We start from the raw sequence: 24,499 nt of genomic DNA on the forward strand, positions 1-24,499 counted from the left end.
AAATTGCCAAAGACGCGAGCTTGCGTAATCCAAAAAACAAGGTCATTATTATGTCGCAAAGTATAACCGAGTTTGCTTCGATAATCCTTTATGTTACGATAGGCTTTTGCCTTCTTGTTTCATTGCTTGATAAAAACAGATCATTCAAAACCGTAGATCACGGAACTCTGTTTATCTCCACCGATCCGCTTTTAAAAATGCAGATGTTTATAATATTCCTAAGCTTCGGCGTAGTCACTCTATCGAGCCCGCACGTAGCAAAACATAACGGCAATCCGATACCCTGCTTTTACACCCACGATAAAGTTTGCTCGCAAGAGTACAAAGCAGCGGGCATAAATTTAAGATGCTTCGAAGAAGGTGATCCCAGATGCATAGACGGATATCTGCAAATAAGCGGACCCAGGCTAATACTCGGCAAAATCATATCTGTCTGCGCCATAATTTTTTCATTTATCGTGCTAATTCAAAAAGGAATTAGAATAGATAAAAGCGGCATCTGCAAAGAATGGGAGGTTTTGCCATTTAAACATACGGAAAGGATAAACTTTGATGAGATGAGCTACGCCGTAGGGTTTATAAGAGGCGTAAAAATAATCAGCATACGAGGCAAAATTAGCGGCGTTAAATTCGGGGCGGGATTTTTATATGCACGAAGGGATATAGATTTTTTGCAAAATTTTATATCGGAAAAGCTCGCTGAAATTTCAAAGACCGAAGCGAACAAGCAAAACGCTCAAGCCTAATTTAACGCTATAAAATATCTAAATTTAAGGCGGTGGCATGATATTTTTATATTTGATATTTGGCATAAATCTTTTACTGTTTGGGCTTGCCATTTTAAAAAGTATGATTTTTGAAAGCAAAGCCTCTTATAAGACCGTGCAAAATGGCGCCTGGCTCATACCTCCTAGCCCTGTAGCAAAAATCATACTTATCGTGCTATTTTTATCCTGGGGTTCGTTGGTGGCATTTGATGAGCCTTGGATAAAAACAATAAAAGGCGGAGGTAAAGTTATATGCTTTGACGCAAACGATCCTTTATGCGTAGGCGGGTATATGCAAAGAAGCGGCGCAGAAACCGCGCTCGTCATCGCGATGGGCATTACAATGATGCTAGTTGCCATACTGCCGTTATCTGAAAAGGGCGTCATCATAGACAGCCGCACCGTAAGGAAAGAGTGGAGATTTTTATCGTTTAAATTTAGCACAAAGATCGATATAGAAAACGCCCTTACGGAGAAAGAGATGAAGGGAGAGATGCCGATTTTGATAGTAGAAGACGGGCAAAGCGGCAAAAATTTTACGCTCTCATTCCCATACGTACAGCAAGATATAAAATTTATCGAAGCAGAGATAAGAAAGAGGCGCTATAAGATGATAAAATCAAAAGAGACAAGAGCCTCCTTAAATCCGCACTCAAGAAAACTATAAGCTTAAAAGGCGCGAGCAAGCGCGCAAACATAGAAATTCTAAAAAAACGACAAAGAGGGCGCGGGCGATTAAATTTTAAATTTATCCACGCGCGAGTAGTAGCCGTAAAATTATGAAAAGCCGTAGCAAAGCAGCATAGTGATCGCGCGAGTAGTAGCCATTTTATGATAAGTTGCGGCAAAGCGGCGGCAACGAGTGTGCGAACAAGTGCGCGCAAGCCCAAAAAGACGAACCCAAAGCAAGCCCAAAAAGACGAGCCGGACGCTTAAAATTTAACTTGCGATTTTAAAATCCGAAATTTCAAACCGCTCCGTCAAAATTTAGCCTATTTTTTACCTAAAATTTCGTAAAATTACCATTTTAAATTTTCAAAAAGGACGTAGATGAATAAAAGTTTGGAATTCAGAGCCGACATCGGAATGATCTTCGTGGCGATCGCTTTTGGGCTCGGGTATCTGCCCACCTCGCAGGCGCTTGCGAGCAACAACGTCTTCGTGCTGCTATTTTGGCGCTTTTTCGCCGCGAGCATCATCGCAGGCGCGATATTTTTCCCGAGGCTCAAAGCCATAACTTCGCGCGAGATCAAGCACGGCGCGGTGCTTAGCCTGTTTTTATTCGCGGGCTTTACGTCGCAGACCTTCGCCTTTAAATTTGCGCAAAGCTCCTCCGTGGCGTTCATCATCGGTCTAAACGTCGCACTCGTGCCCTTCATCGCCGCGGCGCTGTTTAGGCATAAAATTTACTCCTACGCCTACGCGGGCATCGCGCTAGCGATCGCTGGGCTCTATCTCATCGGCGACACGCAGCTAGGCCTGGGCAAGGGTGAAGCGCTGGCGCTAGTCTGCGCGTGCGCGTATTCGTTTCACATCGTGCTGACCAACCGCTTCGTGCAAAGCTGCGACGTAGCGGGCATCGCCTACGTACAGATCCTCTGCTTAAGCGTGCTTTGCTGCTTTGCGGCGATCTTTTTTGAGAGGGTCAGCATCGTGCCGGTGATGGATAGAAGCTTTTTCGTCGCGATGGCGGTGATCTGCCTGCTGGGAACGGTTTTTGGCTTTTTTGCGCAGGCCTTGATGCAAAAATACACGACGCCCGTAAAAACCGCTCTGTTTTTCACGCTCGAGCCCGTAACGGCGGGTATTATGGGCGTATTCGTGGGCGGCGAGAGGCTAAGCGCGATGCAAATTTTAGGCGCGGCGCTCATCCTCGCGGGCGTTTTGATAAGCGAGATCGGAAGCTACCTCAGCGCGAAACGGAGCAGATCCGTAGACGTTTGATTTTGCAGCGCCATAAAATTCCGTGCCACATAAAATTTACACGCGAAATTCCGTGCCATATAAAATTCTACGCCTTAAAATTTCGCGGTGAAATTCTGCGCCGCGCATAATTCTATATCGCGCGGAATTTTGCGGCGTCTCTCGCAAGGATACGTTAAAATTCCGCAACAAAATTTCGTATTAAAATTTACCTAGCAAAGGCGTACAGCGAAGCTTTAGCGATAAAATTTCATTGCTTAAGCGATACAATAGTAAAATAACGAAATTTTAACAAAGGAGCCCCTATGAAAAAAATCATCCTTCTTGTAGCCGCGCTTGCGGGCATAATGTTTGCCAAAAGTGTAGAGCTAGAGACGCCGCCTAATCATAAAGACGGCGTAAATCACCTGGAATTGGTGCTGATCCTAGATAAATCGGGCTCGATGAGCGGGCTTGAGAGCGATACGATCGGCGGATTTAACTCGATGATAGAAAAGGAGCGCAAAGAGGGCATCGACGCCAGCGTCACGACCGTGCTTTTCGATACGAAATTTAATGTCATCCATGATCGCACGCCGCTTAAGAAGGTCGAAAACCTAACGTCCAAAGAGTACTACGCCGGCGGCAATACCGCGCTACTAGACGCGATTGGCAGCACGATAGCGCGTATCGAGCGAGTGCCCGACATCTATGCCAAAAACAATCGCGTGCTTTTCGTCATCATCACCGACGGACAGGAGAACTCGAGCCGCGAATACTCCAAAGCGCAGATTAAGAAGATGATTAGCGATAAGCAGGAAAAATACGACTGGGAATTTATCTTTTTAGGCGCTAATATCGACGCCGCAAGCGAAGCACAAAGCATCGGCATCAAAAGCGAAAACGCCTTAAAATACGAGAATTCCAAAGAGGGCGTAAGTAAAAATTTCGAAGCGGCGGCCGAGATATCCAAGGACGTAGCGACCGACAATAAAACAAACTCAAAATGGCGCGACAAGGTGCTTCAAGATAAAAAATAGAAAATCGCGAGGCGAGGCACGCTAGAAATTAAGTGCCGCTGCGGAAACGAGCGACGGCGTGAAAATATACGGTGATGTGCAGCGCGCGGCGCAAAACGAGCTTTAGCAAAAAATGCGGGCAGCGGTGCAAACGAGATTTATCAAAAAAATACGAGCGGCGGCGCGGAAACAGATAGTGCGCCGGGTCACTTGCCGAAAAATTTAACGCGAATACGAGCCGCAAGAAAAATAGACGCGCTAGGAATAAAACGGCGTGAAGCGGAGCTGAAAACTCCGTGAGCCTAGCGGTACGGCGCGCATATTGATTTTTACTCGGCGCATTTTAAAATTTTATTTTGACTTTTTCATGCGGCGCGCGGTATTGCTTTTGCCTGCGCTGCTTTGTGCGGCAAGGAAACGCAAATTTACTCGCTAAATTCAGACGTTTCGCGAAGGGCACCGATTTGCTGCGAGTAAGCCATTATTTCGCAAGCAGCGACAAATTTACGGCGCGCAAATTCCATTTTTCGCGAGAAACGCGTAAATTCCATTTTTTGCGAGAAGCGCGTAAATTTTGCCCTTTGCAAGACGCGCTAAATTTTAAAATTTAGGCGCTACAAAACGGGCGCAGTTACTAAGGGCGGCTGAATTAAAATTTCGTAAATTTAACTAGGAGGTGAGCTTATGAGGGTACTCGACATCGACACGCCGGCGCTGCTGATCGATCGCGAAATCGTGCTTCGCAATCTACAAAAGATGCAAAACTACGCAGACGCCGCGGGCGTGAGCCTGCGCCCGCACACCAAAACGCACAAAATGCCCTATTTCGCGAAGCTGCAAGAAAGCATCGGCGCTACAGGCATCACGGTCGCGAAAACGGGCGAGGCCGAGGTCATGGCGGCAAACGGGCTGAAAGATATATTTATCGCAAACGAGATCGCGGGCGAGCTGAAATTTCAGCGCATCATCGCGCTTTTGCGCGCGGGGATAAACTTAAGCTTTGGTATCGACAGCATAGAGCAGGCGAGCCTGATAGAGCGCGCCTTTGAGCGCAGCGGCACGAAGGCCTGCGTGCTTGCCGAGATCGAAGTGGGCGAAAACCGCTCGGGCTTCGTGGAAAAGCAGGATTTCGCGGCGTTTATAAAATTTATAAAAGGCTGCAAAAATATCGAATTCCGCGGCGTGTTCTCCCACGACGGACACTCCTACAAAGCCACCAATAAAAGCGAATGCGAGCGCATCCACCTAGCCGCGCAGCGCCGCACGCTGGAGTTTGCGGATATCGCGCGCGAGCTGGCTCTGCCCGCGCGCGTCGTTAGCATCGGCTCGACGCCTTCGCTCATCAACGATTTTGAAATTTTAAAGGGCGTCACCGAGATCCGCCCGGGCACCTATATCTTTATGGATGCCTCGCAGGCGCAGGCTTACGGCGATTATTCGATGAACGCCGCAAGCATCCTTACGACCGTCATCAGCAGACCTACGGCGGATCGCATCATCACCGACGTCGGCGCCAAGGGGCTCACGCAGCAAAGGCGCACCGAGGGCTTTACGGCAACGCCCGAGCTCGGGCGCATAAAGGGCACGGATGTGTGGGTGAACGGCGTTTACGACGAGCACGCGATCATCTACGACAGAGCGCTGCGAGACGCCGTGCGCGTGGGCGATCGGCTCGAAATTTATCCGAACCACATCTGTCCCGTCGTAAATTTGCACGAGTTCGCCTACCTCGTAAGCGGCGGCGAGGTCGTAGAAAAGATCCCCGTGCTATGCAGAGGCAAGTTACAATGAGCAGACAAGCTCAAAGGTGCGGCGAGATAAAATTTAGCCTCTAATCTGGGGCGCGGTCAAATTTAAGGCGCGAATTTATCGCCGCTCAGGCTGCGGCGCAAAGCGCGCCGAATTTGACGACGAAATTTAACGAAAGGCGAAAATGAGACTTTGGACGATAAGCTTTAAATATCTCGACGCAAAGGGGCTCGTGGCGCTGTGGCGCGAGGCGCTGCTAGCTAAAAACGTGCTGGCTGGGCTTACTAAGGGCTACAAAAATCACCCGCAGCTCGACCGCTTTTACGCGCATGAAAACGCGCTAGAGGCGATAAATGCGTATCTAGCGGAAGTTTATGAGGAGGGCTGCGCTCGCGGGTATAAATTTGACGCCGCGAAGGTGGGCGAATTTGACGCGCGAAATTTGGCTAAAATCAGCGTCGCTCGCGGTCAGATCGAGTATGAATTCGCCTTTTTACAAAAGAAGCTAAAATCGCGCGACATCAAGGCCTACGAGCGAAATTTAAGCGTAAAAAATATAGAAATCGCGAGCATTTTTAAAGAGGTCGAAGGCGGAATCGAGCCGTGGGAGAAGGTGAAAATTTAGCGCCGTCGCGTGGAAGCGGCGACGAGCATACTCGGCTTATGCAGGCGAGCTTTTCCTGCGCGGCTTGAAATTTTATCGGTTTCATACAAAGCTAAGCTTTGCGTAGTATCATACAGGATCGCGCGCCGTGCGGCTTCTGCAGCGTCGCATACGCCGCGATCGATCAGCGGCGTAACGTGGCGGATTAGCGCCAGCGTAGCCATGATCTTGTCTCCTAAAATACGAGCCCGCTAAGAGCTTGCGTCGTTATGTTTCCGCTTCTACAGGATACTTGATGTTTAGATTTGCACTATTTATGCGAAATCTGCTATGGTTCTTACTCCGTAACCACGGCGAGCGCGAGGGTCTGCTTCAAGGCATAGATTTGCGGGCTATTTAAGCCTCTCATAACTTTCGCATGAGCTTTGCCATGCCTTTTCATGCTCCGCTACCGAGCTCATAAATCTATCCTTGCCGCCCAGCTCGCAGGCCTTTTTGTAGTACTGCACGGCTTTAACATTATCACTGCCCTCGTAAAGACGCGCTAAATTTAAGCACGCAGCCCAACTATCTGCGATATCCATATCGCAGCCGCGTACATAGTAACCTATGCCCTTTATCGCGTCTTTGCGCACGCCTCTGCCTCCCATATACGCAGAGCCCGCGTTACTGCAGCCTATCGCGTGACCGTCATCGCAGGCTTTGTCAAACAGCTCCGCCGCCTTTGCCTCATCGCGCGGCATCCCCTCTCCGCTTTGATACAAAATGCCCAAATTTACGCACGACTCCGCATCGCCGCCTTTGCAAGCTTTGACATATAACGGCGCAGCCTTTAGCAGATCTTGCGGCACGCCCCAGCCATAATTGTAAACCTGCGCCAACGCCCCGCACGCCTTCACATCGCCCTTATCACAGGATTTTGTAGCCCTGCTTATATCGTCTGCGGTGGCTACGAAATCAGCTAGCGCAAAATTTGTGGCAAGCGCTAGAATTAAAATTTTATTTTTCATTTTCGTCCTTTTTAGTTTTTTAAGATCGCGCGTTAAGCCTAAGGCGCGGATTTATCGCCGGAGCGTAAATTTATCGTAGCCTGCTCTTTGCTTTTTAGAGCCTCGTAAATTTCATCGACGCTGCTTAAGTTTTGATCCAAAACCTCCCTCGCCTTTTTTAGAGTGCGTGCGCCAAAAATCCCATCCTGCTTCACTCCGATGCTTTTTTGGATATATAAAATTTTATCCTTTTGCATCGCAGCGGAATTATTAGTCACCCCGGAGACGGAATTTGAAGCAGGGCTTTCAGAGTCGCTAGAGCTTGCACTCGTAGAATTTTCGTCTGCAGAATTTACGCCATCACTCGCGGAAGCGGAATTTTCGTCCTCAAAAAATGCAGGCATCCACCCTCGCAGCAGCCCTGCTGCGCCGGTTTTCGGCACATAGCCCGTATTTGCCGCGCCTCCGTAGATTGCGCTAGCCAAAACGGCGCAGAGCAGAGCTTTGCAAAAGCTAGCAAACGCCGCGCCGCCTCTGCCACAGCGATACTCTCGCGGAATTTTACGAGCTTTTACAGCGCACCGCACTACGCTTGTCAGCCACAGCGCCACACCGCCTAACAGCCCAGCAGCAGCGATTGCCACGCCGCACGCAAACGCCCAAAAATAATGCTCCTCAAAGATCATCTCGAAGCAGCCCTCGCACGCCAGCGCAGCCGCCACGATAAGCGCGCCTCCGCCTACGTACCACACTACGCGGTCATAGCGTGGGCTTAGCACGCCAAGAGCCCTAGCCATCGCGCTGCCCAAATCGCGGGCGCATTGCTGCGAAATAAAGCCCTCGCAAACGCGCATAATCGTCGCGGCAAAACTCTGCGCGCAATCCTCGCGCAAAGAACGTGGGAAAAAGAATTTCTTTAATCGTGCAAAGGGCGAAATTTTAGAATTTGACGCAGGATCTTGCGTATTCGTGCGATTTTTGAATTTTGCAGCGGCGAGATTTTCGGAATTTGCAGAATTTATCGCGGCGGAGTCTATAGAATTTGTAGAATTTTGAGCATTTAAGACACTTAAATCTCGGTAATCTCGCTCGCCGCGTAATTCGTAAAGACCCTCCGCAGTGCGATCAGAAGTGCCACTTAAGCCTTCTTGCGAGCCGGCAAAATTAGATCCATTCTGCGCGAGAGCTTCGCTTCCTTGCTGCCTAGCCTCAAAATCGCTGGCAGAATTCTCTCCACCTTCCAAAAGATCCGCCCCTGCAAATTTTATGCCGCCGCTCACTCCGCCTGCAAACCTGCCTTGCTCTCCGCGCAACCCCAGGCGATTATCTTCCGCGCTCATAGGATTTGCCGAAGCGCTCGCGAATTTCGTGCCTGCAAATTTTACGCTCGCGCCGCCCTTGAGATTTTCTTTGCGCGAAGCGTCTTTTGCAAGGCTCAAAGCGTCACGATCAGCCGCGCTGCGGGCAAAATTTGCAAAGTTAAAATGTCTATCCGCGCCGCGCAACTGCTCGAGATTTAACGTCTCGCCGCGCAGCTTAGCACTAGCTAGACGCATCGCCGCATCCAGCGCAGGCTTCGCGCGAAACAGCGCAAAAAGGCTTTGCGCATCATCCCGCCCTAGCCTAGCAGGCACGCCGCGCGCCGCCGCAAGCTCCGGCGCAAAAACTTCGTCCAAAAAGTTAGGTCTTACGAATGTCACGCCGCCGAAGCACGCCGCATCGTAAGCCTTGCCGCAGACGGCAAAACTCAAGCGCAAAAAATCATCCTCCGCGCTAAATACTGCTTCGCAGCCGCCCTGCACCGCTCGCAGCGAGCTTAGACGAAACAAAAGTCTGTGCGCCGCAAAACCTACGCCCTTGCTGCATAAAAACTCCAGCAGCTCGCGCCCGAAAACCTGCGAGCTAGCGCCTATGCTGACGCTAGGGCGGGCATAAACGGATACTTTGCCGGTGCGAGTGAAATACCCGCGCCCATCGCAGTGCTCGCAGCGAAAATCGCCCGCACCGCCACACTTTTCGCAACGCAATCTGCCTGCGCCGCCGCAAGTGGGACAAATGCGCGAGCCGCTACCGCCACAACTAGCGCAGGGAATGAAGCGATAGCCCATAGAATTTGGCGCAGAGCCTGCAGAAAGGCCGCGCGCATGAGCATCCGTAGAGCTTAATGCCGCACGGCTATAGCCGCCGGTGCCCTTGCAATCGGGGCAGATCAAGCGCCCGCGCCCGCCGCAGTTAGCGCACGGCGCCTTGCCTGCGCCTTCGCAGCCTTTGCAGCGTCTCCTGCCCGATCCGCCGCAATGCTCGCAACGCAGCTGAACGCTAAAGGGCTTAAAATCGTGAAATTTTATGATCTGATCCGCATTCATAGCGGCTTTTTGGGGATCTGCACGCAGGCGTAGCATAAAGGTCTCGCTTAGCTCCGCATCAGTGCTTGCCGCATGCAGGCACTCGCGCGCATGAGCCTCGAACTGCGCGATATCTGCGAAATGCAGCTGCGCGCGCTCGCCGCCACTTATCTGCGAGACGCTAAACTTGCCGGCGAAGTCGTAACGCACGCCAAGCCTCACGCTAAATCCGTAAAACTCGCGATCAAGCTCGCGCAGATCGGCGCCGCCGCTACGCGCTAAAGCTTTGAGTCTAGAGACAAACGCCTCTGCAAGCTCCTCTTTATCCAGCTTGTCCATGATCGCTCCTTTCTTGCGGGCGCGTCATAAAGCCGCGCCGCATAAATTTTAAAATTCCTTTATTAAGATCTCGCAAATTTTAGCATTTCATATAATTATACCGCGAAAGGGAATTTTAAAATTCCAAAATCTCACGCAGGATGGAATTTAGCGCCATTGCGCGCCGTAAAATCTCGCTGCAAATCAAAACTCTAAAATAGAGCTCGACGCAAAATCTCGCACTGCGGCGCGGCGACGTGCGTAACTAACCGCAACAAATACGGCGCGAACGGATCGCAAAACGGAGCCGCCAAGCATGCGGCGCCCGAGCGGTAGCAGCGGGCATGCAAGCTTTAATTCCGCAGCAGCACATAATTTGGCTCGCGACGATGTACGACACAGCGTAACGCGAAGCAAATTTCACGCCTGCATAAAATTTTAAATTTCACGGCGAGCTCGTACGTACGACATGCAATTTAAAATTTTATGACAGCTATGGCGCGGCGTGCAGCGGCCTAAAATTCTGCGATAAGCGGCACGCAAATTTCAATCCCGCGCGACAATCAGGCAACGGGCGCGTGTAGTGCAATTTAATTTACGAGCGCATAGCCGACATATTATCGCACAAATTTAGTCGCAGCTAGCAGCACGACGCGAAAATTCATGCCGCGACGCAGCGGCTCGTAAAATTTAGCTCTACTGCCGCACAGCTATAGCCGCCTGCGCCTTTGCAAGCAAAGCGGATCAGACGTCCGCGCCCACCGCAGGCGATGCACGGCGGTGTGTAAAATTTAATCTAGGCTTTGCAAACCTCCGCCAACATGATTGATCCGCACGAGCGTAAAATTTAGCTCGCCTGCCGCATAATTTAACTTGCGGCGGTGCATATCGCGGTGCAAGCGCGAATTTTAGATCGTGCGGCGATCTGCTGCGCGACCGACGGATCAAATTTCACGGCGCGGCTCGGCATGAAATTTAAAATCTCGCGGCGGCGCATGTCTCAACGCGCGGCTACATGAAATTTTAAATTTCACGGCGAGCTCGCGCGTTATGAAATTTTAATCTCACCGCGATGAGCTGTAAAGCTCGCAGGCGGCTCGATTTAAGATCTCGCGCTTGGTTTTTGCGCGGAATTTTGCGAGCAAAATTTCAAATGCCAAACCCACGCAGGTTTCGCGCCTAATTTCTGCGTAGATCTTGCGCGAAATTTAATGAAATTTCACAGGCCGAGCTCGGCGCACTGAAACCCGAATAACCCGAATAACCCGAATAACCCGAATAACCCGAATAACCCGAATAATCAAAATTCAACTGGCTAAAGCCTAGCGCAATAAAGCTCGAGCGTAGCAAAACCATGACGCCCTAAAACCGGGACGCGATAAACTCGCCGCAATCTGCAAGCAAAATTTATCGCCGCCGAAGCCTGCAGCTAAATTTTACCGCCCAAGCGCGGAATTTTCGGCTTTGGCTTCGGGCGCCGAAAATAAAATTTCACGCCAGTCCGCTTATAACGCCTTCGTCCGTGATCCTCATATTTAGCGCGTTAGGAACCTTCGGTAGCCCTGGCATCAGCATTATCTTGCCGCAGACGGCGACGATGAAGCCCGCTCCCGTGCGGATCTGAAGGTCCTTGACGCTGAGCTTAAAGCCGCGTGCACGCCCAAGCGCCTTGGCATCGTCGCTGAAGCTATACTGCGTTTTAGCTATGCAAACGTTTAGCCGCTCAAGCCCCAAGGCCTTGATATGCTGTAGCGCCTTTTGCGCCTCGGGCTCAAAAACTACCTCGCTCGCACCGTAAATTTTAGTAGCGATCTTTTCGATCTTACTCGCCGTATCGTCGCTAAGCTCGTAGGCGAATTTCAGCTCCTTGGCGCGCTCGCACTCATCTACTACGAGGCGGGCTAGCTCAAGCGCGCCCTCGCCTCCTTTGGCGAAATTTTCGCAAATCGCCATCTGCACGCCGCGCTGCTTGCAGTAATCGCGCACGAAAGCGATCTCGCCGTCGCTATCGAAGTTGAAGCGGTTAAGCGCCACGACCGGATTTAGCCCGAAATTTTGTAAAATTTCAATATGCCCGCCCAAATTTACGATGCCTTTTTGAAGCGCGGCAAGATCCGGGCTCGCAATATTTTCTTTATCCGCGCCGCCGTTGTATTTAAGCGAGCGGATCGTGCTGACTAACACCGCGGCGTTCGGAGCGATGCCCGCGCGACGGCACTTGATGTCGATAAATTTCTCAGCCCCGAGCTCGCTTCCAAAGCCCGCCTCCGTCACGGCGTAATCGGCAAGACTTAGAGCTAACTTGCTCGCTATTATGGAGTTGCAGCCGTGCGCGATATTTGCAAAGGGTCCTCCGTGCACGAGCGCGGGCGTGTGCTCAAGGCTCTGGATGAGATTTGGTTTCATCGCGTCTTTTAACAGGATCGCCACGGCATCCGCGCAGCCCAGATCGCGCACGTATATCGGCTCTCCCTGCGTATCGTAGGCGACCATTATGTTTGCGATATTTTCCTTAAGCTCGGCAAGATCGTTCGAGAGGCACAAAACCGCCATTATCTCGCTAGCCGCGGTGATATTAAAGCCGTCCTCGCGCTGCACTCCGTCGGTGCGCCCACCCTGCCCAACGGTGATGTGGCGCAGCGCGCGGTCGTTCATATCCATGCAGCGCTTCCACAAAATTTTATCGATCTTTAGCGGGTTTTCTTGATACAGCGAGTTGTCGATGACCGCCGAAATGAGATTGTTTGCAGAGGTGATCGCGTGAAAATCGCCGTTAAAATGCAAATTTAGATCGTCCATCGGCACCAGCTGCGAATATCCGCCGCCCGCAGCCCCTCCTTTGATACCAAAAACCGGCCCCAGCGACGGCTCGCGCAGCGCAAGGCAGACGCTTTTGCCTAGGCGCTTTAGCGCGTCGGCTAGACCGATAGAGGTCGTAGTTTTGCCCTCGCCAAACGGCGTCGGATTGGTCGCCGTGACCAAAATAAGCTTCGAAGCGCGCGAGCGCGGCTTGATGTTTAGCTTGGCTTTGTAGTGGCCGTACAGCTCGATCTCATCCTCGCCAAGCCCCAAATTTTTCGCAACGTTTGAAATTTTATCCGGCTTCGCCGCATTTGCTATTTCGATATCGCTCAACATTTTCTCTCCTTAAATTTAAAATTTTATCGCGCAGTTTTTACGCATCACCTCTTTAAATCCGCGCATTAGCTCGCGCGCTATGCGCACCTTGCCCGAAAGCCGCGCAAGATCAAAGTGCGCGGCTCGAAATTTGCCCCGGCTAAATTTCGATCTCGATGCCCACGGGGCAGTGGTCGCTACCCATCACGTCGCTTAGGATGAAAGCATCCTTTAGCCGCGAGCGCAAATTGGTCGAGATGAAAAAATAATCGATCCGCCAACCTACGTTTTTTGCGCGCGCGTTAAAGCGGTAGCTCCACCACGAGTAGGCGTCCTGCAGCTCGCCGTGCACGGCACGGAAGGTATCGACAAAGCCTGCCGCCTCCACCTCATCGAGCCACGCGCGCTCGATCGGCAAAAAGCCCGAGGTTTTGGAGTTCGCTTTGGGGTTTGCGAGATCGATCTCGCGGTGCGCAGTATTTACGTCGCCGCAAAATATCACCCCGAGCCCCTGTTCTGCAAGACTGCGCGCGTAAGCTAGGAATTTTGCGTAAAATTCCATCTTGTAGGCCAGCCGCGCCTCGTCCTTTTGGCCGTTGGGAAAGTAGATATTAAAAAGCACGACATCGCCGAAGCGGTGCTGCAGCACGCGCCCCTCGTCGTCTGGGAAAAACAGCGCCTTGCTCGTCTCGCTTTTAAATTTCGCCAGGCTCGCCACGCCCGAATATCCCGCGCGAGCGGCGGAATTTAGATCGATCTGAGAAAATCCGAGCTCATAAAGCCCTTTCGGAGCGTCCTTTTCGCTCACCTTGATCTCTTGTAAACCCAAAAAATCGGGGTTTTGCTCCGCAAGCCACGCAAAGCCGTCTTTGCCGAGTACTGCGCGCAGCCCGTTTACGTTCCAACTAATCAGTTTCAAATTTAGCCTTTGGCCTGAAAATTTTGGTATGATTATACGAAATTTTGACTAAATTTAAAGGAAAATTATGCGCAATCAGCCCAAATACCGATTTTTTGCCAACTGGGGCTACGCGATGGCGGGTCTTGCCGAGATGCTGCGCAGCGAACGTAGCTTCAGGCTCGAGCTTTGCGTGTTTATCCCGCTTCTGCTATCGCTATTTTTTTGGAATTTCGGCGCGGTGCTAAATCTATTTTTGATCTTCGGCGCGGTCTTTACGCTCACAACCGAATGCATAAACTCCGCCGTCGAGCGCGCGGTCGATCTTGCCACGAGCGAAATCCACCCGCTAGCCAAGGGCGCCAAAGACACCGCAAGCACCGCCGTGATGATGAGTCTATTTCTCAACGCCGCGCTGTGGGGATATGCGCTTATCGGTAAATTCTTTTAATCGCGTAATTGCAAATTTCGCGATAAAAGATTTAAATCGCTGTAACGCAGAGTTTTTTTGGCGAGTGCGGAATTTGCAAGCCACTTGAGTCGTTGATCGTCCACGCCTGCAACCCAAACACGACCCTGCGTGATATTGAAATTTTAAAATCCGAAATTTGCTTTAAATTTAAACTCTCCTGTGCGCGAAAATTTTAATATTCGCTCGGCTCTTAAAATTTTAAAATAGCTTTTAAAATTTCTATAGATAAATCATTCAAGCAAATTTTACGCCGTAAAATTTTAGCTAAAAAATTATAATGACTTTCAAGATGCTTTAATACAATTTTCACTAAAATCACGCCGTCTTAATTAAAATAATTTTCAAAAAAAGGAAAATTTTGTCTAAATCCTTTCGCAAAATCTCGCGCAAATTTCATTTGTGGCTATCTTTGATATTTTGCATACCCCTTATAATCATTTCTATAAGCGGCTCGGTTTTAGTTTACGCGGAGCAGATCAATGAAGTTTTGCTAAAAGACAAGGTGTTTAGGACGCAAGAAAGCATAGCGAAATTCCCCGTTAGAATGAAATTTAGTACCCTGCAATCCGAGATAAATTCTAAATTTAAAGAGTATGCGATCATGGGCTGGAGCATCGCGCAAGATGCTTCAAAGACCGATAAAATCAGACTTTCCTCGCAGAAGCTACAAAAGCGGATCATAATTTACTTAGACGCTTTTAGCGGCGAGATAAAAGGCGCGCCCATGCCGCGAGATGAGGGCTTTATCGGCACGATAAATAAACTGCACGCGGAGCTGTTTTTAGGTCGCGGCGGTAGAATTTTTACGGGTATCGTGGGGCTTAGCGCGCTACTTATCGGCATTAGCGGCTTTTTTATCTACAAAAAATTTTGGCAAAACTTATTCTCGCTGAGGCTAGATCGGGCCATATATTTTATGCGCGGCACTCACCGCCTAATCGGAGTCGCGAGCACTCCCGTAATGTTTGCTATAGCTATAAGCGGAGCATGGTGGGAGCTAAGGGCGGTAACTTACAAGCCGCTCGCAAATCCATGCGGCGCGGTCTTGCAGAATTTTAAGACCAAGCGAAATTCCACCGTCGCGGCATCAAACGGAGCGGTAAGCATGAAAGCGGCGCAGAATCTTGCGACGCTAGATGAGGCTTTAGCGCAGATAGCGGTTAAATTTAAAGAATTTCGCTCCACTTATATCGCCTTTCCGCTCTGTCCGGGCGGCGCTTTTACCGTATACGGCTTCGAGGCGGGGCAAAACCCGCTGCAAAGCCCTTACGCGAGCCGTATCACGATATCAGATACAGGCGAAATTTTAAAAGCGGACTTTATAAACGATGCGGATTTTTCGGACAAACTTCAAGACGGCTTTCGTCGCGCCCATGCGGGCTCATACGGCGCAATAACGAAGCTTATATGGTTTTTAGCGGGGCTTGCGCCCCTATTTTTAAGCATTTGCGGATTTTACATAACCCTAAAAAATAGAAATTCTAAAAGGAGAAAGTTATGAAGAAAGTATCTCTTTCGCTCGTAGTCGCATTAAATATGCTAACTTCGCTTTATGCGGAAAATAACGCCACTGCGAGCACCCCGGAGGACTTAGGCACCATAGAAGTGCAAGATACCCAAAAGCTCCGTCGCGACGACAGAGATTATGAGGCTAGAAAGCTCGTTAAAAGTACCACCAGGCTCGATCTTACGGCGAGAGAAACGCCCCAGTCTCTTACCGTGGTGACCGAAGCCAAGCTAAAAGATATGGGGATAACCGATTATCAGGTGCTGATGCGAAATATAGCGGGCATTACGAGCGGGCGTATGGATGAGAGGCTCTATCCTACGGCGCGCGGATTTAGCATAGATTATTATTTGCTTGATTCGATGCCTAGCTTCGGAGGTTTTAGCCTCGGGGCGAACGATTTAAATTTACTGCCATATGAGCGCGTCGAGGTCGTAAAGGGCGCGAACGGATTATTAGCAGGCGCAGGAAATCCTGCCGCGAGTTTAAATTTTATCCGTAAGCACGCAGATTCCACCATCCCAAAAGGTTATATAAGTCTAAACGGCGGCTCATACGACAAATACGGGCTTAAAACCGATGTGCAAAGCCCGCTCAATCAAAGCGGTTCGGTGCGCGGACGCCTAGCGTTTATGCATGAACGATCGCACTCTTATATGGACTATTACAATCGTCGCAATACTGCCGTTTATGGCGTATTAGATATCGATGTAACGGACGATTCAAGGCTGAGCTTTGGCTCATTTTATCAGACGCTACGCCGACATGGCACGCGCTGGGGCGGAATGCCCGCGTTTAACTCGGACGGCACGCGCACGCACTTTGGCAAAAACCAAATTTTCTCTCAACCCTGGACGCGATACGACATCTCTACGCTTGATTTTTATGCCGATTTTAAACAATATTTCTCAAACGAGGCGAGTTTAAGCTTGAGTTATTCGTTTCGTCGCGCTCATACCGATTCAAATTTGCTCTATTATGGCGGCAGGGTAGGCCCTGGCGGCATCGGAAACGTCGCCGATCTTAGCGTTTATGCTAACAAGCGCGAAGAGAATATCCACAATATCGATGCCTATGTGAATATCCCTTATGAATTTTTCGAACAAGATCATGAATTTGTATTTGGTGTGATGTATAATCTTTACAAAAAAGGATCTGATAACGTAAGTAGCTACTGGAATAGTCGAAACACTCCGGCAGGCCTTGCTTATGCCGCGCGCACTAGAATAAATTTTAACGACCTTCATATTGAAGATCCACGCTTACCGTATGTAGATCAAAATAATGCCGATCGAACTATTCAAAAAGCAATTTATGCCGCGAATAAACTCTCAATCACCGAGGATTTAAAGCTCTTATTAGGAACGCGGATGAGTTACTATAAATATAAAATTACAGGTGGAGCAGATAATAGAAATTTTACCCGCGAAATTACTCCATATGCAGGGATCACCTATGATTTAGACGATCATCATACCCTTTATGCAAGTTATACGAGTATTTTTAAACCTCAAACCTACAAGGACAAAAACAATAAATATCTTGATCCCATCCAAGGCAAGGACTACGAAGCGGGCATCAAAGGCGAGTATTTTGACGGCGATCTGCAAGCAAGCCTGGGCGTTTTTAAGATCATCCAAGATAAGCTCGGCATCCGCACCGACGAGTATATCACGGGCACAAATTCTTACGCTTACAGGCAGGGTCGCGGAGTAACCAGCAGGGGCTTTGAAGCGGACGTAAACGGTAAAATCACCGATGCACTAAGCCTAAGCATGGGGCTAGCGCACTACAAAGCCAAAGATGCTGACGGCAATATCTACGCCAGCGACTCCTCCCGCACCAGCGCAAATCTTTTTGCAAAATATGAGATCGGCACATTTAAAATCGGCGCAGGCGCGATGTATCGCTCAAAGATTTATTCCGACTCGCCATACGGCAGGATCGAGCAGAAAGCTTACACGATTGCAAACGTAATGCTAGGCTACAAAGCGAGTAAAAACCTAGATGTGCAGCTAAACGTCGATAACATAACCGATAAGCGCTATTTTGAGGGTATCGGTTCTAATCGAATGATCTACGGCGATCCGCGCACCTTCAATCTAAGCCTTACGTATAACTTTTGACCCAAATAGTCGCGGCGGAATTTGTCTAGTGCTTAGCTCTAATAGAATTCCATCGCGACGCCATAGATAAATGGCAAATTAAGCCTAAATTTCGTAAAATCACCGCTAAGACGCGAGGTCGCGTAATACGTTAAAAGGCAAACCATGCAAAACTCAACCGCGTAAATTCCGCTAAATTTAAATCGAGTCAACCAATCAAATTTAAATTTAACGGAGAAAACCATGAAAAGACGAGACTTTCTAAAACTAGGCGCGCTAGCTGCGGCTTCGGCGCAAGCAAAACGATTTGACGCGGCGGCGCAGGCGATATTTGACGAGCAGATGGGGCTTTGCGCGAATAAATTCGGCGCGTTTTACGTGCAAACCATCGGCGGCAGGGTCGTTGGTACCGAGCCATTTGAGGGAGATGCTATGCCAACAGTGCTAAACAACGCCCTAAGCGATCATATCCAAAACGAAACGCGCGTGAAATACCCCTACGTGCGCAAAAGCTTCCTAGCCGATCCCTCAAATCCAAAGCCGCAGCTTCGCGGCAAAGAGCCCTTCGTGCGGGTTAGTTGGGATGAGGCGATAAAGCTAAGCGCTAAAATTTTAAAAGAAAACTTCGACAAATACGGCTCGGAGGCCATTTACGGGCAGCTTTATCAGTGGGGCAGTCTAGGCAAGGTCGGTCACTCACAGCGCACTGCAAAGCGCATGCTAAACGCGCTAGGAGGCTACGTGAGCGAGCTTGGCGGCTACTCATACGGCGCGGCGACGGCGTTTTTGCCTCACGTGACGGGCTCTATCGATCCGACGCACGCTCCGACGCGCTGGGAGGGCGTGATAAAGGAGGCTAAAACGATCGTGTTTTGGGGCACGAATCCGGTCGTTTCAAACAAGATCGCTATCGGCGTTCCGATGCACAACTCCTACGCCTACTACGAGATTATGAAGGATAAATTTAAAAAAGGCGAGATGAAAATTTACAGCGTCGACGTCTACCGCAACGAAACGGCGGAGTATTTCGGCGCGGAGTATCTAGCCGTGCGCCCTTGCACCGATACGGCGATGCTGATCGGGCTTTGCGATTATCTTTACGAAAACGGACTTTACGACAAGGAATTTATCGAGCGTTATACGGTCGGATTCGATAAATTTAAGGATTATTTCACGGGTGCAAAAGACGGCGTGAAAAAGGATCTAAAATGGGCGAGTAAAATTTGCGGCGTAAGCGAAAAAGAGCTAAAAAATCTAGCGGATACCCTGGCTAAAAAAGACACGCTCATCGTCACGGGCTACTCTATCCAGCGCCAGCACCACGGCGAGATGGCGTACTGGGCGCTGATCACGCTAGCGGCGATGCTGGGTGACATCGGCAAGACGGGGCGCGGCTATGTGATGAACGATCAGATGCATAAAAACGCCGACATTAGCTTCGTCGCGCCAAAGCTTCAGGCTTTTAACCCGGCGGTAAACGAAAAATACATCGCCCCGCAAGGTAAGCTAGCCAAAGCCAAATACCACGAGATACCAAACAGCAGGCTCATAGATGCGATCATGGAGCCCGGCAAGCAAATCGAGCGCAACGGCAAAAAATACGTCATGCCACACATCCGCGTGATGTTTAATGCCAACGGCTCGACCTTCACCCGCCATCCCGATACCAACCGCGCGATCGCGGCGATGAAAAAGATAGAAGCGATCATCACCACGGAGCCCTTTTGGACGAGTACGGCAAGACTCAGCGACATCGTGCTGCCGTCGGCTCTTGAGTGCGAGCGCACGGACATAGAGTTTGCAAACTCCACTAGCGAGTACCTTTTTGCGATTAAGCCGCTAGTAAAGCCCGCAGGCGAGAGCAAGAGCGACTTTGAGATCGCGCGGCTCATCTGCGCACAGTGGGGCGAGGAGTACGAGCAGGCCTTTAGCGAGGGTAAAACGGAGCTTGAGTGGGTGAAGGAAATCTACGCCGATGCAGTTCAAAAGGCTGAAGGCATGGGCATAGCGATGCCTAAATTTGAGGAGTTTTGGCAAAAGGGCTACATTAAATTTGATCAAGTAGACGAGAAAAAGCGGTACTTCACAAACTATGCGGACTTCCGCGCCGATCCCGAGAAAAACGCTCTAAAAACGCCGTCGGGCAAGATCGAACTCTACTCCGAAGCGGTCGAAAAGCTAGGATATGCCGACTGTCCGCCGCACGCGACGTGGATGGAGCCGTTTGAGTGGCTGGGCGGCGACGTGAGCAAGTATCCTATCGCTATCAGCGGCGCGCACTCTAAATTTAGGCTCCACTCGCAGCTAAACAACTCGCTCATCCGCAACTACGCCGAGATCGCGGGCCGCGAACCCGCGCTCATCAGCCCCACCACGGCAAAAGCGCGCGGCATAAAAACGGGCGACGTGGTGAGGATATACAACGACCGAGGCGAGATCCTCTGCGGCGCGCTGGTAAGCGATACGGCGCAAGATAACGTCGTGATCGTAAGCGAAGGCGCGTGGTACGACCCCGCCGTCTGGGGCGAAAAAAGTCTTTGCAAACACGGCAACATAAACGTGCTAACCAAAGACGTGCCTAGCTCGCAGCTCTCGCAAAGCAACACCGCGCACACGAGCATGGCGCAGATCGAGAAATTTAAAGGCGAACTGCCGAGCGTAACGGCGTTTGATAGGCCTGCGACGATAGAGGCTTAGCGCGCTTTCTAGCTCTTGTGCCAAAGCCCTACCAGCCGTTTATCGCAAACAAAATCGCTAAGTTTTTCTGCGCCAAGAGCTCGTCCGAGAGGCGGTCATATTCGCCCCCAAGCCCCATTTCTTGCGCCATAGACGGCGGCTCATCGTCCCAAGAGCCCATCGCACCGAATACATCGGCGATCCCCGCCGCGGCAAACGCCCTCAAACTCGGCTGCGGCAGCGCTGCAAACGAAACGGCGTAATACTCGCCCACGGGGACTTCGCCCCGCAGCGTCTTAAGCGCATTATCAAACGTCTGCGCAAAGTTTTCGCAGTCTATCTTGCTCGCAAAATCCCTGATCTGCACTAAAACATTCCCAAATTCTACGCTGTTATCGCGCGCGTTTAGCGCATCCCGCGGCATCCCGCGCCAAAGGCGCTCGACGTATTTCACGCGCCAAGCCTTTTTGTCGCGATCGTATTTCCAATCAGGCGTAAAAACGCCGTCAAAGTCCTCGAAGCAGCAAACGATGCCGTTTACGTTCATACCCGAAAAACCCAAAAGCGCTCTATCTTTTGCGAAAGTTGGAATACTAAGCCCCGCGTCCTTCAGACCGAGCTTTAGGCACTGCTCTATCCAACACCGCCGTGCGGAGATTGGCTCGTCCTCTCGCCCTTTTTGCGCGAGCCGTCCGGTGAAAAACTCGCGCGCTTTTTGCAAAAGTGGCGAGCCCGTGCTTTCGTCGGCGCCTTTTTTACTAGCCGCTTTTTCATTTGCCGCTTCTTTGCTGTTCGTGCGCTTTTGCTCCGCTGCACCGCCGCTCTCGGCAGTTTTGTCCGTCGCACTGCTCTGCACTGCGCCGTACGCATCTTTTTGCTACGCAGCTTTACTTGCGTCGTTTACGCCGTCCTGCACTACGCGGTTCGCGCCCTCTGCGGTGCGGAAATGCTCCTTTACAAATTCAAAATTTAAATATTTTATATATTTTTGATCTTGCGGCAACGGCTTAGGATTGCCGCGCAGAGCTTATTTCAGCGCGACGCACAGCGCGCACGAGAAATATAATTCGCCATTTATAGATATCTTTAAATTTAGATCGCTCCCGTTCATGCGCCAAATTTCACGCACGGCGCAGAAATCTAGCTACGATAAAATTAGGCGCCGCGAGCGCGAAATTTTAAAAGTAGCCGCCATATCGAAAGAAAATGTCGCTATAAATTTAAAGCAACTCGCGCACGGGCACGGATAAAATTTCAAAAGCCGAAATTTGCGAGCGAGGCGATGCGGGTTAAATTTGCGCGCACTTTAAAAACGACAAACCGCTTTAAAGAAATTTCAACCGCGCTCGCGCTATGAAATTTTAAAAGTAAGTTGCCATACCGAGCTACCGCAAAATTTAAAGCGAATTAGCCGCAGGGTTCCGCATGATTAGACCAAAAAATTGCGCCGCAAAATTTTAAATGTAGTTTACTACATCCAGGCTTCCGCTAAATTTAGCAGGGCGGCTGCGCTGCGAAATCGAGGGTCACGCCTATCCCAAGTAAGCTTGCGCGTGAAATTTTAAAGACAAGTCGTCACGCCTACGCTGCCACCAAATTTAAAATGAACTGATCGCACCGCAAAATTTTAAAAGCGAGCCGTTGCGCCCAAACTAGCTAAATTTAAAATGAAGCAATCGCTTCGTCTATGCTACGAAAGCCGCCCGTCCGCAAGCTGCGCTCGCCAAACCGCCGATCGCAAGCCATACGCCGCAAGCGCCCTACGCTACGACGTTTGGAAACTCATAGACCACGCGGCCGCTTTTGATCGTGCAAACCGCAGCGCCCGTAAGCTGCTTGCCGAAAAGCGGAGAGTTGCGCGATTTAGACTTATTTAGCGCCTCGTCGTAAACATAGGAAATCTGCGGATCGATTATCGCGACGTCGGCCAAAAAGCCCTCTTTGATCTCGCCCTTGTCCTTTAAATTTAGAATTTTAGCCGGGTTAAACGAGCAGAGGCGCACCATGTCTTCAAGGCCGATAACGCCCTGCTCTACAAGCCGCAGCGTAAGCGGCACGAGGGTTTGAAGCCCTAAAATTCCAAACGGCGCGTGGTCAAATTCGACGAATTTATCGTCGGTGTTGTGCGGCGCGTGATCGGTCACGATGGCGTCGATCAGACCGCTTTTAAGCGCCTCTCTGATCGCCTGCACGTCGCTTTGGGTGCGAAGCGGCGGCGACATTTTAAAATTCGTATCGTATCCCATCAGCTCGCGCTCGTCGAAGGTGAAGTGATGCGGCGTAGCCTCGCAGGTGACGCGGATACCCTCGCGCTTAGCCTGCTCGATGAGTTTTAGCGACCACGCCGAGCTTACGTGCGCGATGTGGATGTGGCCGCCCGTCTTTTTGGCAAGCAGCAGATCGCGCGCGATCATAATCTCCTCTTTTTCGCTCGCCATCCCCTTTAGACCGAGGATCGCGCTTATCTTGCCCTCGTTCATCACGCCGCCGTGGCAAAGCGAGCAATCCTCGCTGTGATTTATCACGAACGAGCCAAAGTGCGCGGAGTATTCGAGCGCCTGTCGCATCACGGAGCTGTCGGTCACTGGCAGCCCGTCGTCGCTGAAGGCCACGCAGCCGGCCTCGAGCATATCGCCCATCTCGACGATCTTTGCGCCCTTGCAGTCCTGCGAGATCGCGCCTATGGGTAGCAGATCGATAAGCCCGCGCCCTTTAGCCTTAGCGATCATCGCGCGCGTGATGCTTGAGTTGTCGTTTACGGGTCTAGTATTTGCCATCGGAAGGCAGGTCGTCACGCCGCCTGCGACCGCGGTTTCGCTGCCGCTGATGACGTCGTCTTTGTATTCGAGCCCGGGGTCTCTAAAATGCACGTGCATATCGATGAGCCCGGGCATCACGAGCTTGCCCGCGGCGTCTATGACGCGGTCTGCGGCGGGACACTCGCGCATGATCTTTGAAATTTTATCGCCTTCGATTAGGACGTTCGCTTCCTCGCTGCCGTTATGATTAACGATCGTGCCGTTTTTTATCAAAATTTTCATCGTGCGCTCCTGTTTAAATTTATCGTATGAAGTATCGCCATTCGCATCGCCTCGCCGTTTTCTACCTGATCTAAAACGCAGCTATAGCGCGGATCGTCGGCTACGTCGGAGTTGATCTCCACGCCGCGGTTGATCGGGCCCGGATGCATTATCATGACGCCCTCTTTCGCCGCTTGCATCCGTCTCGCGGTAAGTCCGAAAAATTTCGAGTATTCACGCACGCTCGGGAAGCTCGGCTCGCCGTCTTGCCGCTCGAGCTGTATTCTAAGCATGATGATGACGTCGGCGCCCTCGATCGCCTCCTCTACGCTTTTACATATCGGGCAGCCGAACGCGTCGCAGTCGCGCAGCATCATCGGAGGGCCGAAGAGTCGCACGTTTATACCGAGCTTTTTCATCGCCCAGATGTCGCTTCTAGCTACGCGCGAGCGAAATATATCGCCGATGATCGCGACGTTTAAATTCTCGATCCTGCCCTTGTGCTCACTGATCGTAAAAAGATCCAGCAGCGCCTGGCTCGGGTGCTCGTTCAGTCCGTCGCCCGCATTTACGATCGATGCGTCGCAGTTGGCCGCGACGAATTTCGCCGCGCCCGAGCAGCTGTGGCGCAGCACGAAGATATCCGTGCGCATCGCCTGCATATTTCTGATGGTGTCGATCAGCGTCTCGCCCTTTTTTGTGCTGCTGTCCGCAGCGGTGAAATTTACGCTGTCCGCGCCCAGGCGCTTGGCTGCGATCTCAAAGCTCGTGCGGGTGCGGGTGGAGTTTTCAAAAAACGCGTTGATGACCGTCTTGCCGCGAAGCGAGTCGGATTTTTTGACGTCAGAGCGGTTGAGCGCTTTAAACTCGCGCGCCAGATCGATGAAGTCGTAGATGTCCTCGCGGCTCAGATCCTGCGCGCTAAGAAGATGCTTTAGCTTATACATTCCCTCTCCTTTTTAAGAGCAAATTTCAGCCGTAATTGTATAAAAAAATCTCTGATAAAATTTT

General features: G+C 50.7%; 18 protein-coding genes. 10 read left to right on the forward strand and 8 right to left on the reverse strand.

The features are described from left to right. The 6 genes from Q0174_RS08445 to Q0174_RS08470 all read left to right on the forward strand — a co-directional run. Nucleotides 1–746 (forward strand): hypothetical protein (locus Q0174_RS08445; protein WP_298043264.1); only part of this gene is annotated, 746 nt, incomplete at its 5' end. Nucleotides 747–783: 37 nt separating this feature from the next. Next, entirely contained in the window at nucleotides 784–1,434 is a 651-nt protein-coding gene (locus Q0174_RS08450) for a hypothetical protein (RefSeq protein WP_298043266.1), read from the forward strand. Nucleotides 1,435–1,817: 383 nt separating this feature from the next. Further along, nucleotides 1,818–2,711 carry a DMT family transporter gene (locus Q0174_RS08455; RefSeq protein WP_298043267.1) on the forward strand — a complete coding sequence of 298 codons (894 nt, stop codon included), beginning with the start codon at nucleotides 1,818–1,820 and terminating at the stop codon, nucleotides 2,709–2,711. Nucleotides 2,712–2,995: 284 nt separating this feature from the next. Continuing rightward, a complete protein-coding gene (locus Q0174_RS08460) occupies nucleotides 2,996–3,709 on the forward strand; it encodes a vWA domain-containing protein (protein ID WP_298043269.1) in 714 nt (237 codons plus the stop codon). A gap of 663 nt (nucleotides 3,710–4,372) precedes the next feature. Further along, the gene (locus Q0174_RS08465; protein WP_298043270.1) at nucleotides 4,373–5,479 is read left to right on the forward strand and encodes an alanine racemase; all 1,107 of its coding nucleotides are present in this window, start codon (nucleotides 4,373–4,375) and stop codon (nucleotides 5,477–5,479) included. A gap of 142 nt (nucleotides 5,480–5,621) precedes the next feature. Continuing rightward, nucleotides 5,622–6,062, forward strand: coding sequence for a pyrimidine dimer DNA glycosylase/endonuclease V (locus tag Q0174_RS08470; RefSeq protein WP_298043272.1), 441 nt, complete (start codon nucleotides 5,622–5,624; stop codon nucleotides 6,060–6,062). Here the strand turns inward: Q0174_RS08470 and Q0174_RS08475 are convergent. From Q0174_RS08475 to Q0174_RS08495, 5 genes are all read right to left on the reverse strand, one after another. Next, nucleotides 6,059–6,265 (reverse strand): hypothetical protein, encoded by a 207-nt coding sequence (locus tag Q0174_RS08475; protein WP_298043273.1) that lies wholly within the window; start codon nucleotides 6,263–6,265, stop codon nucleotides 6,059–6,061. The two genes, Q0174_RS08470 and Q0174_RS08475, sit on opposite strands and share 4 nt — an antisense overlap. Before the next feature lie 168 nt (nucleotides 6,266–6,433). Then, nucleotides 6,434–7,051, reverse strand: coding sequence for a tetratricopeptide repeat protein (locus tag Q0174_RS08480; RefSeq protein WP_298043274.1), 618 nt, complete (start codon nucleotides 7,049–7,051; stop codon nucleotides 6,434–6,436). A gap of 38 nt (nucleotides 7,052–7,089) precedes the next feature. Further along, nucleotides 7,090–9,714 carry a hypothetical protein gene (locus Q0174_RS08485; protein ID WP_298043275.1) on the reverse strand — a complete coding sequence of 875 codons (2,625 nt, stop codon included), beginning with the start codon at nucleotides 9,712–9,714 and terminating at the stop codon, nucleotides 7,090–7,092. 1,470 nt (nucleotides 9,715–11,184) lie between these two features. After that, the gene (locus tag Q0174_RS08490) at nucleotides 11,185–12,831 is read right to left on the reverse strand and encodes a formate--tetrahydrofolate ligase (protein ID WP_298043276.1); all 1,647 of its coding nucleotides are present in this window, start codon (nucleotides 12,829–12,831) and stop codon (nucleotides 11,185–11,187) included. Nucleotides 12,832–12,970: 139 nt separating this feature from the next. Further along, nucleotides 12,971–13,729 (reverse strand): exodeoxyribonuclease III, encoded by a 759-nt coding sequence (locus tag Q0174_RS08495; protein WP_298043277.1) that lies wholly within the window; start codon nucleotides 13,727–13,729, stop codon nucleotides 12,971–12,973. A gap of 67 nt (nucleotides 13,730–13,796) precedes the next feature. Between Q0174_RS08495 and Q0174_RS08500 the strand changes: the two genes are divergently transcribed. The 4 genes from Q0174_RS08500 (at nucleotide 13,797) to Q0174_RS08515 (ending at nucleotide 20,489) form a co-directional block, all read left to right on the forward strand. After that, entirely contained in the window at nucleotides 13,797–14,159 is a 363-nt protein-coding gene (locus Q0174_RS08500) for a diacylglycerol kinase (protein ID WP_298043279.1), read from the forward strand. A gap of 379 nt (nucleotides 14,160–14,538) precedes the next feature. Beyond that, the gene (locus tag Q0174_RS08505) at nucleotides 14,539–15,681 is read left to right on the forward strand and encodes a PepSY-associated TM helix domain-containing protein (protein WP_298043280.1); all 1,143 of its coding nucleotides are present in this window, start codon (nucleotides 14,539–14,541) and stop codon (nucleotides 15,679–15,681) included. Continuing rightward, entirely contained in the window at nucleotides 15,678–17,813 is a 2,136-nt protein-coding gene (locus tag Q0174_RS08510) for a TonB-dependent siderophore receptor (RefSeq protein WP_298043282.1), read from the forward strand. Before Q0174_RS08505 ends, Q0174_RS08510 begins: the two co-directional genes overlap by 4 nt. A gap of 222 nt (nucleotides 17,814–18,035) precedes the next feature. After that, nucleotides 18,036–20,489, forward strand: a complete 2,454-nt coding sequence (locus Q0174_RS08515) for a molybdopterin-dependent oxidoreductase (protein ID WP_298043284.1) — start codon at nucleotides 18,036–18,038, stop codon at nucleotides 20,487–20,489. Between the two features lie 28 nt (nucleotides 20,490–20,517). Here the strand turns inward: Q0174_RS08515 and Q0174_RS08520 are convergent, their stop codons facing one another. The 3 genes from Q0174_RS08520 to Q0174_RS08530 all read right to left on the reverse strand — a co-directional run bounded on the left by Q0174_RS08520 (nucleotide 20,518) and on the right by Q0174_RS08530 (nucleotide 24,435). After that, nucleotides 20,518–21,324, reverse strand: coding sequence for an RNA polymerase subunit sigma (locus tag Q0174_RS08520; protein WP_298043286.1), 807 nt, complete (start codon nucleotides 21,322–21,324; stop codon nucleotides 20,518–20,520). A gap of 904 nt (nucleotides 21,325–22,228) precedes the next feature. After that, the gene (locus Q0174_RS08525; protein WP_298043288.1) at nucleotides 22,229–23,509 is read right to left on the reverse strand and encodes a dihydroorotase; all 1,281 of its coding nucleotides are present in this window, start codon (nucleotides 23,507–23,509) and stop codon (nucleotides 22,229–22,231) included. Next, nucleotides 23,506–24,435, reverse strand: a complete 930-nt coding sequence (locus tag Q0174_RS08530) for an aspartate carbamoyltransferase catalytic subunit (protein ID WP_297883145.1) — start codon at nucleotides 24,433–24,435, stop codon at nucleotides 23,506–23,508. Before Q0174_RS08530 ends, Q0174_RS08525 begins: the two co-directional genes overlap by 4 nt. Nucleotides 24,436–24,499: the final 64 nt, after the last annotated feature.

The organism is uncultured Campylobacter sp. (assembly GCF_937996225.1).
Taxonomy (GTDB): Bacteria; Campylobacterota; Campylobacteria; order Campylobacterales; family Campylobacteraceae; genus Campylobacter_B.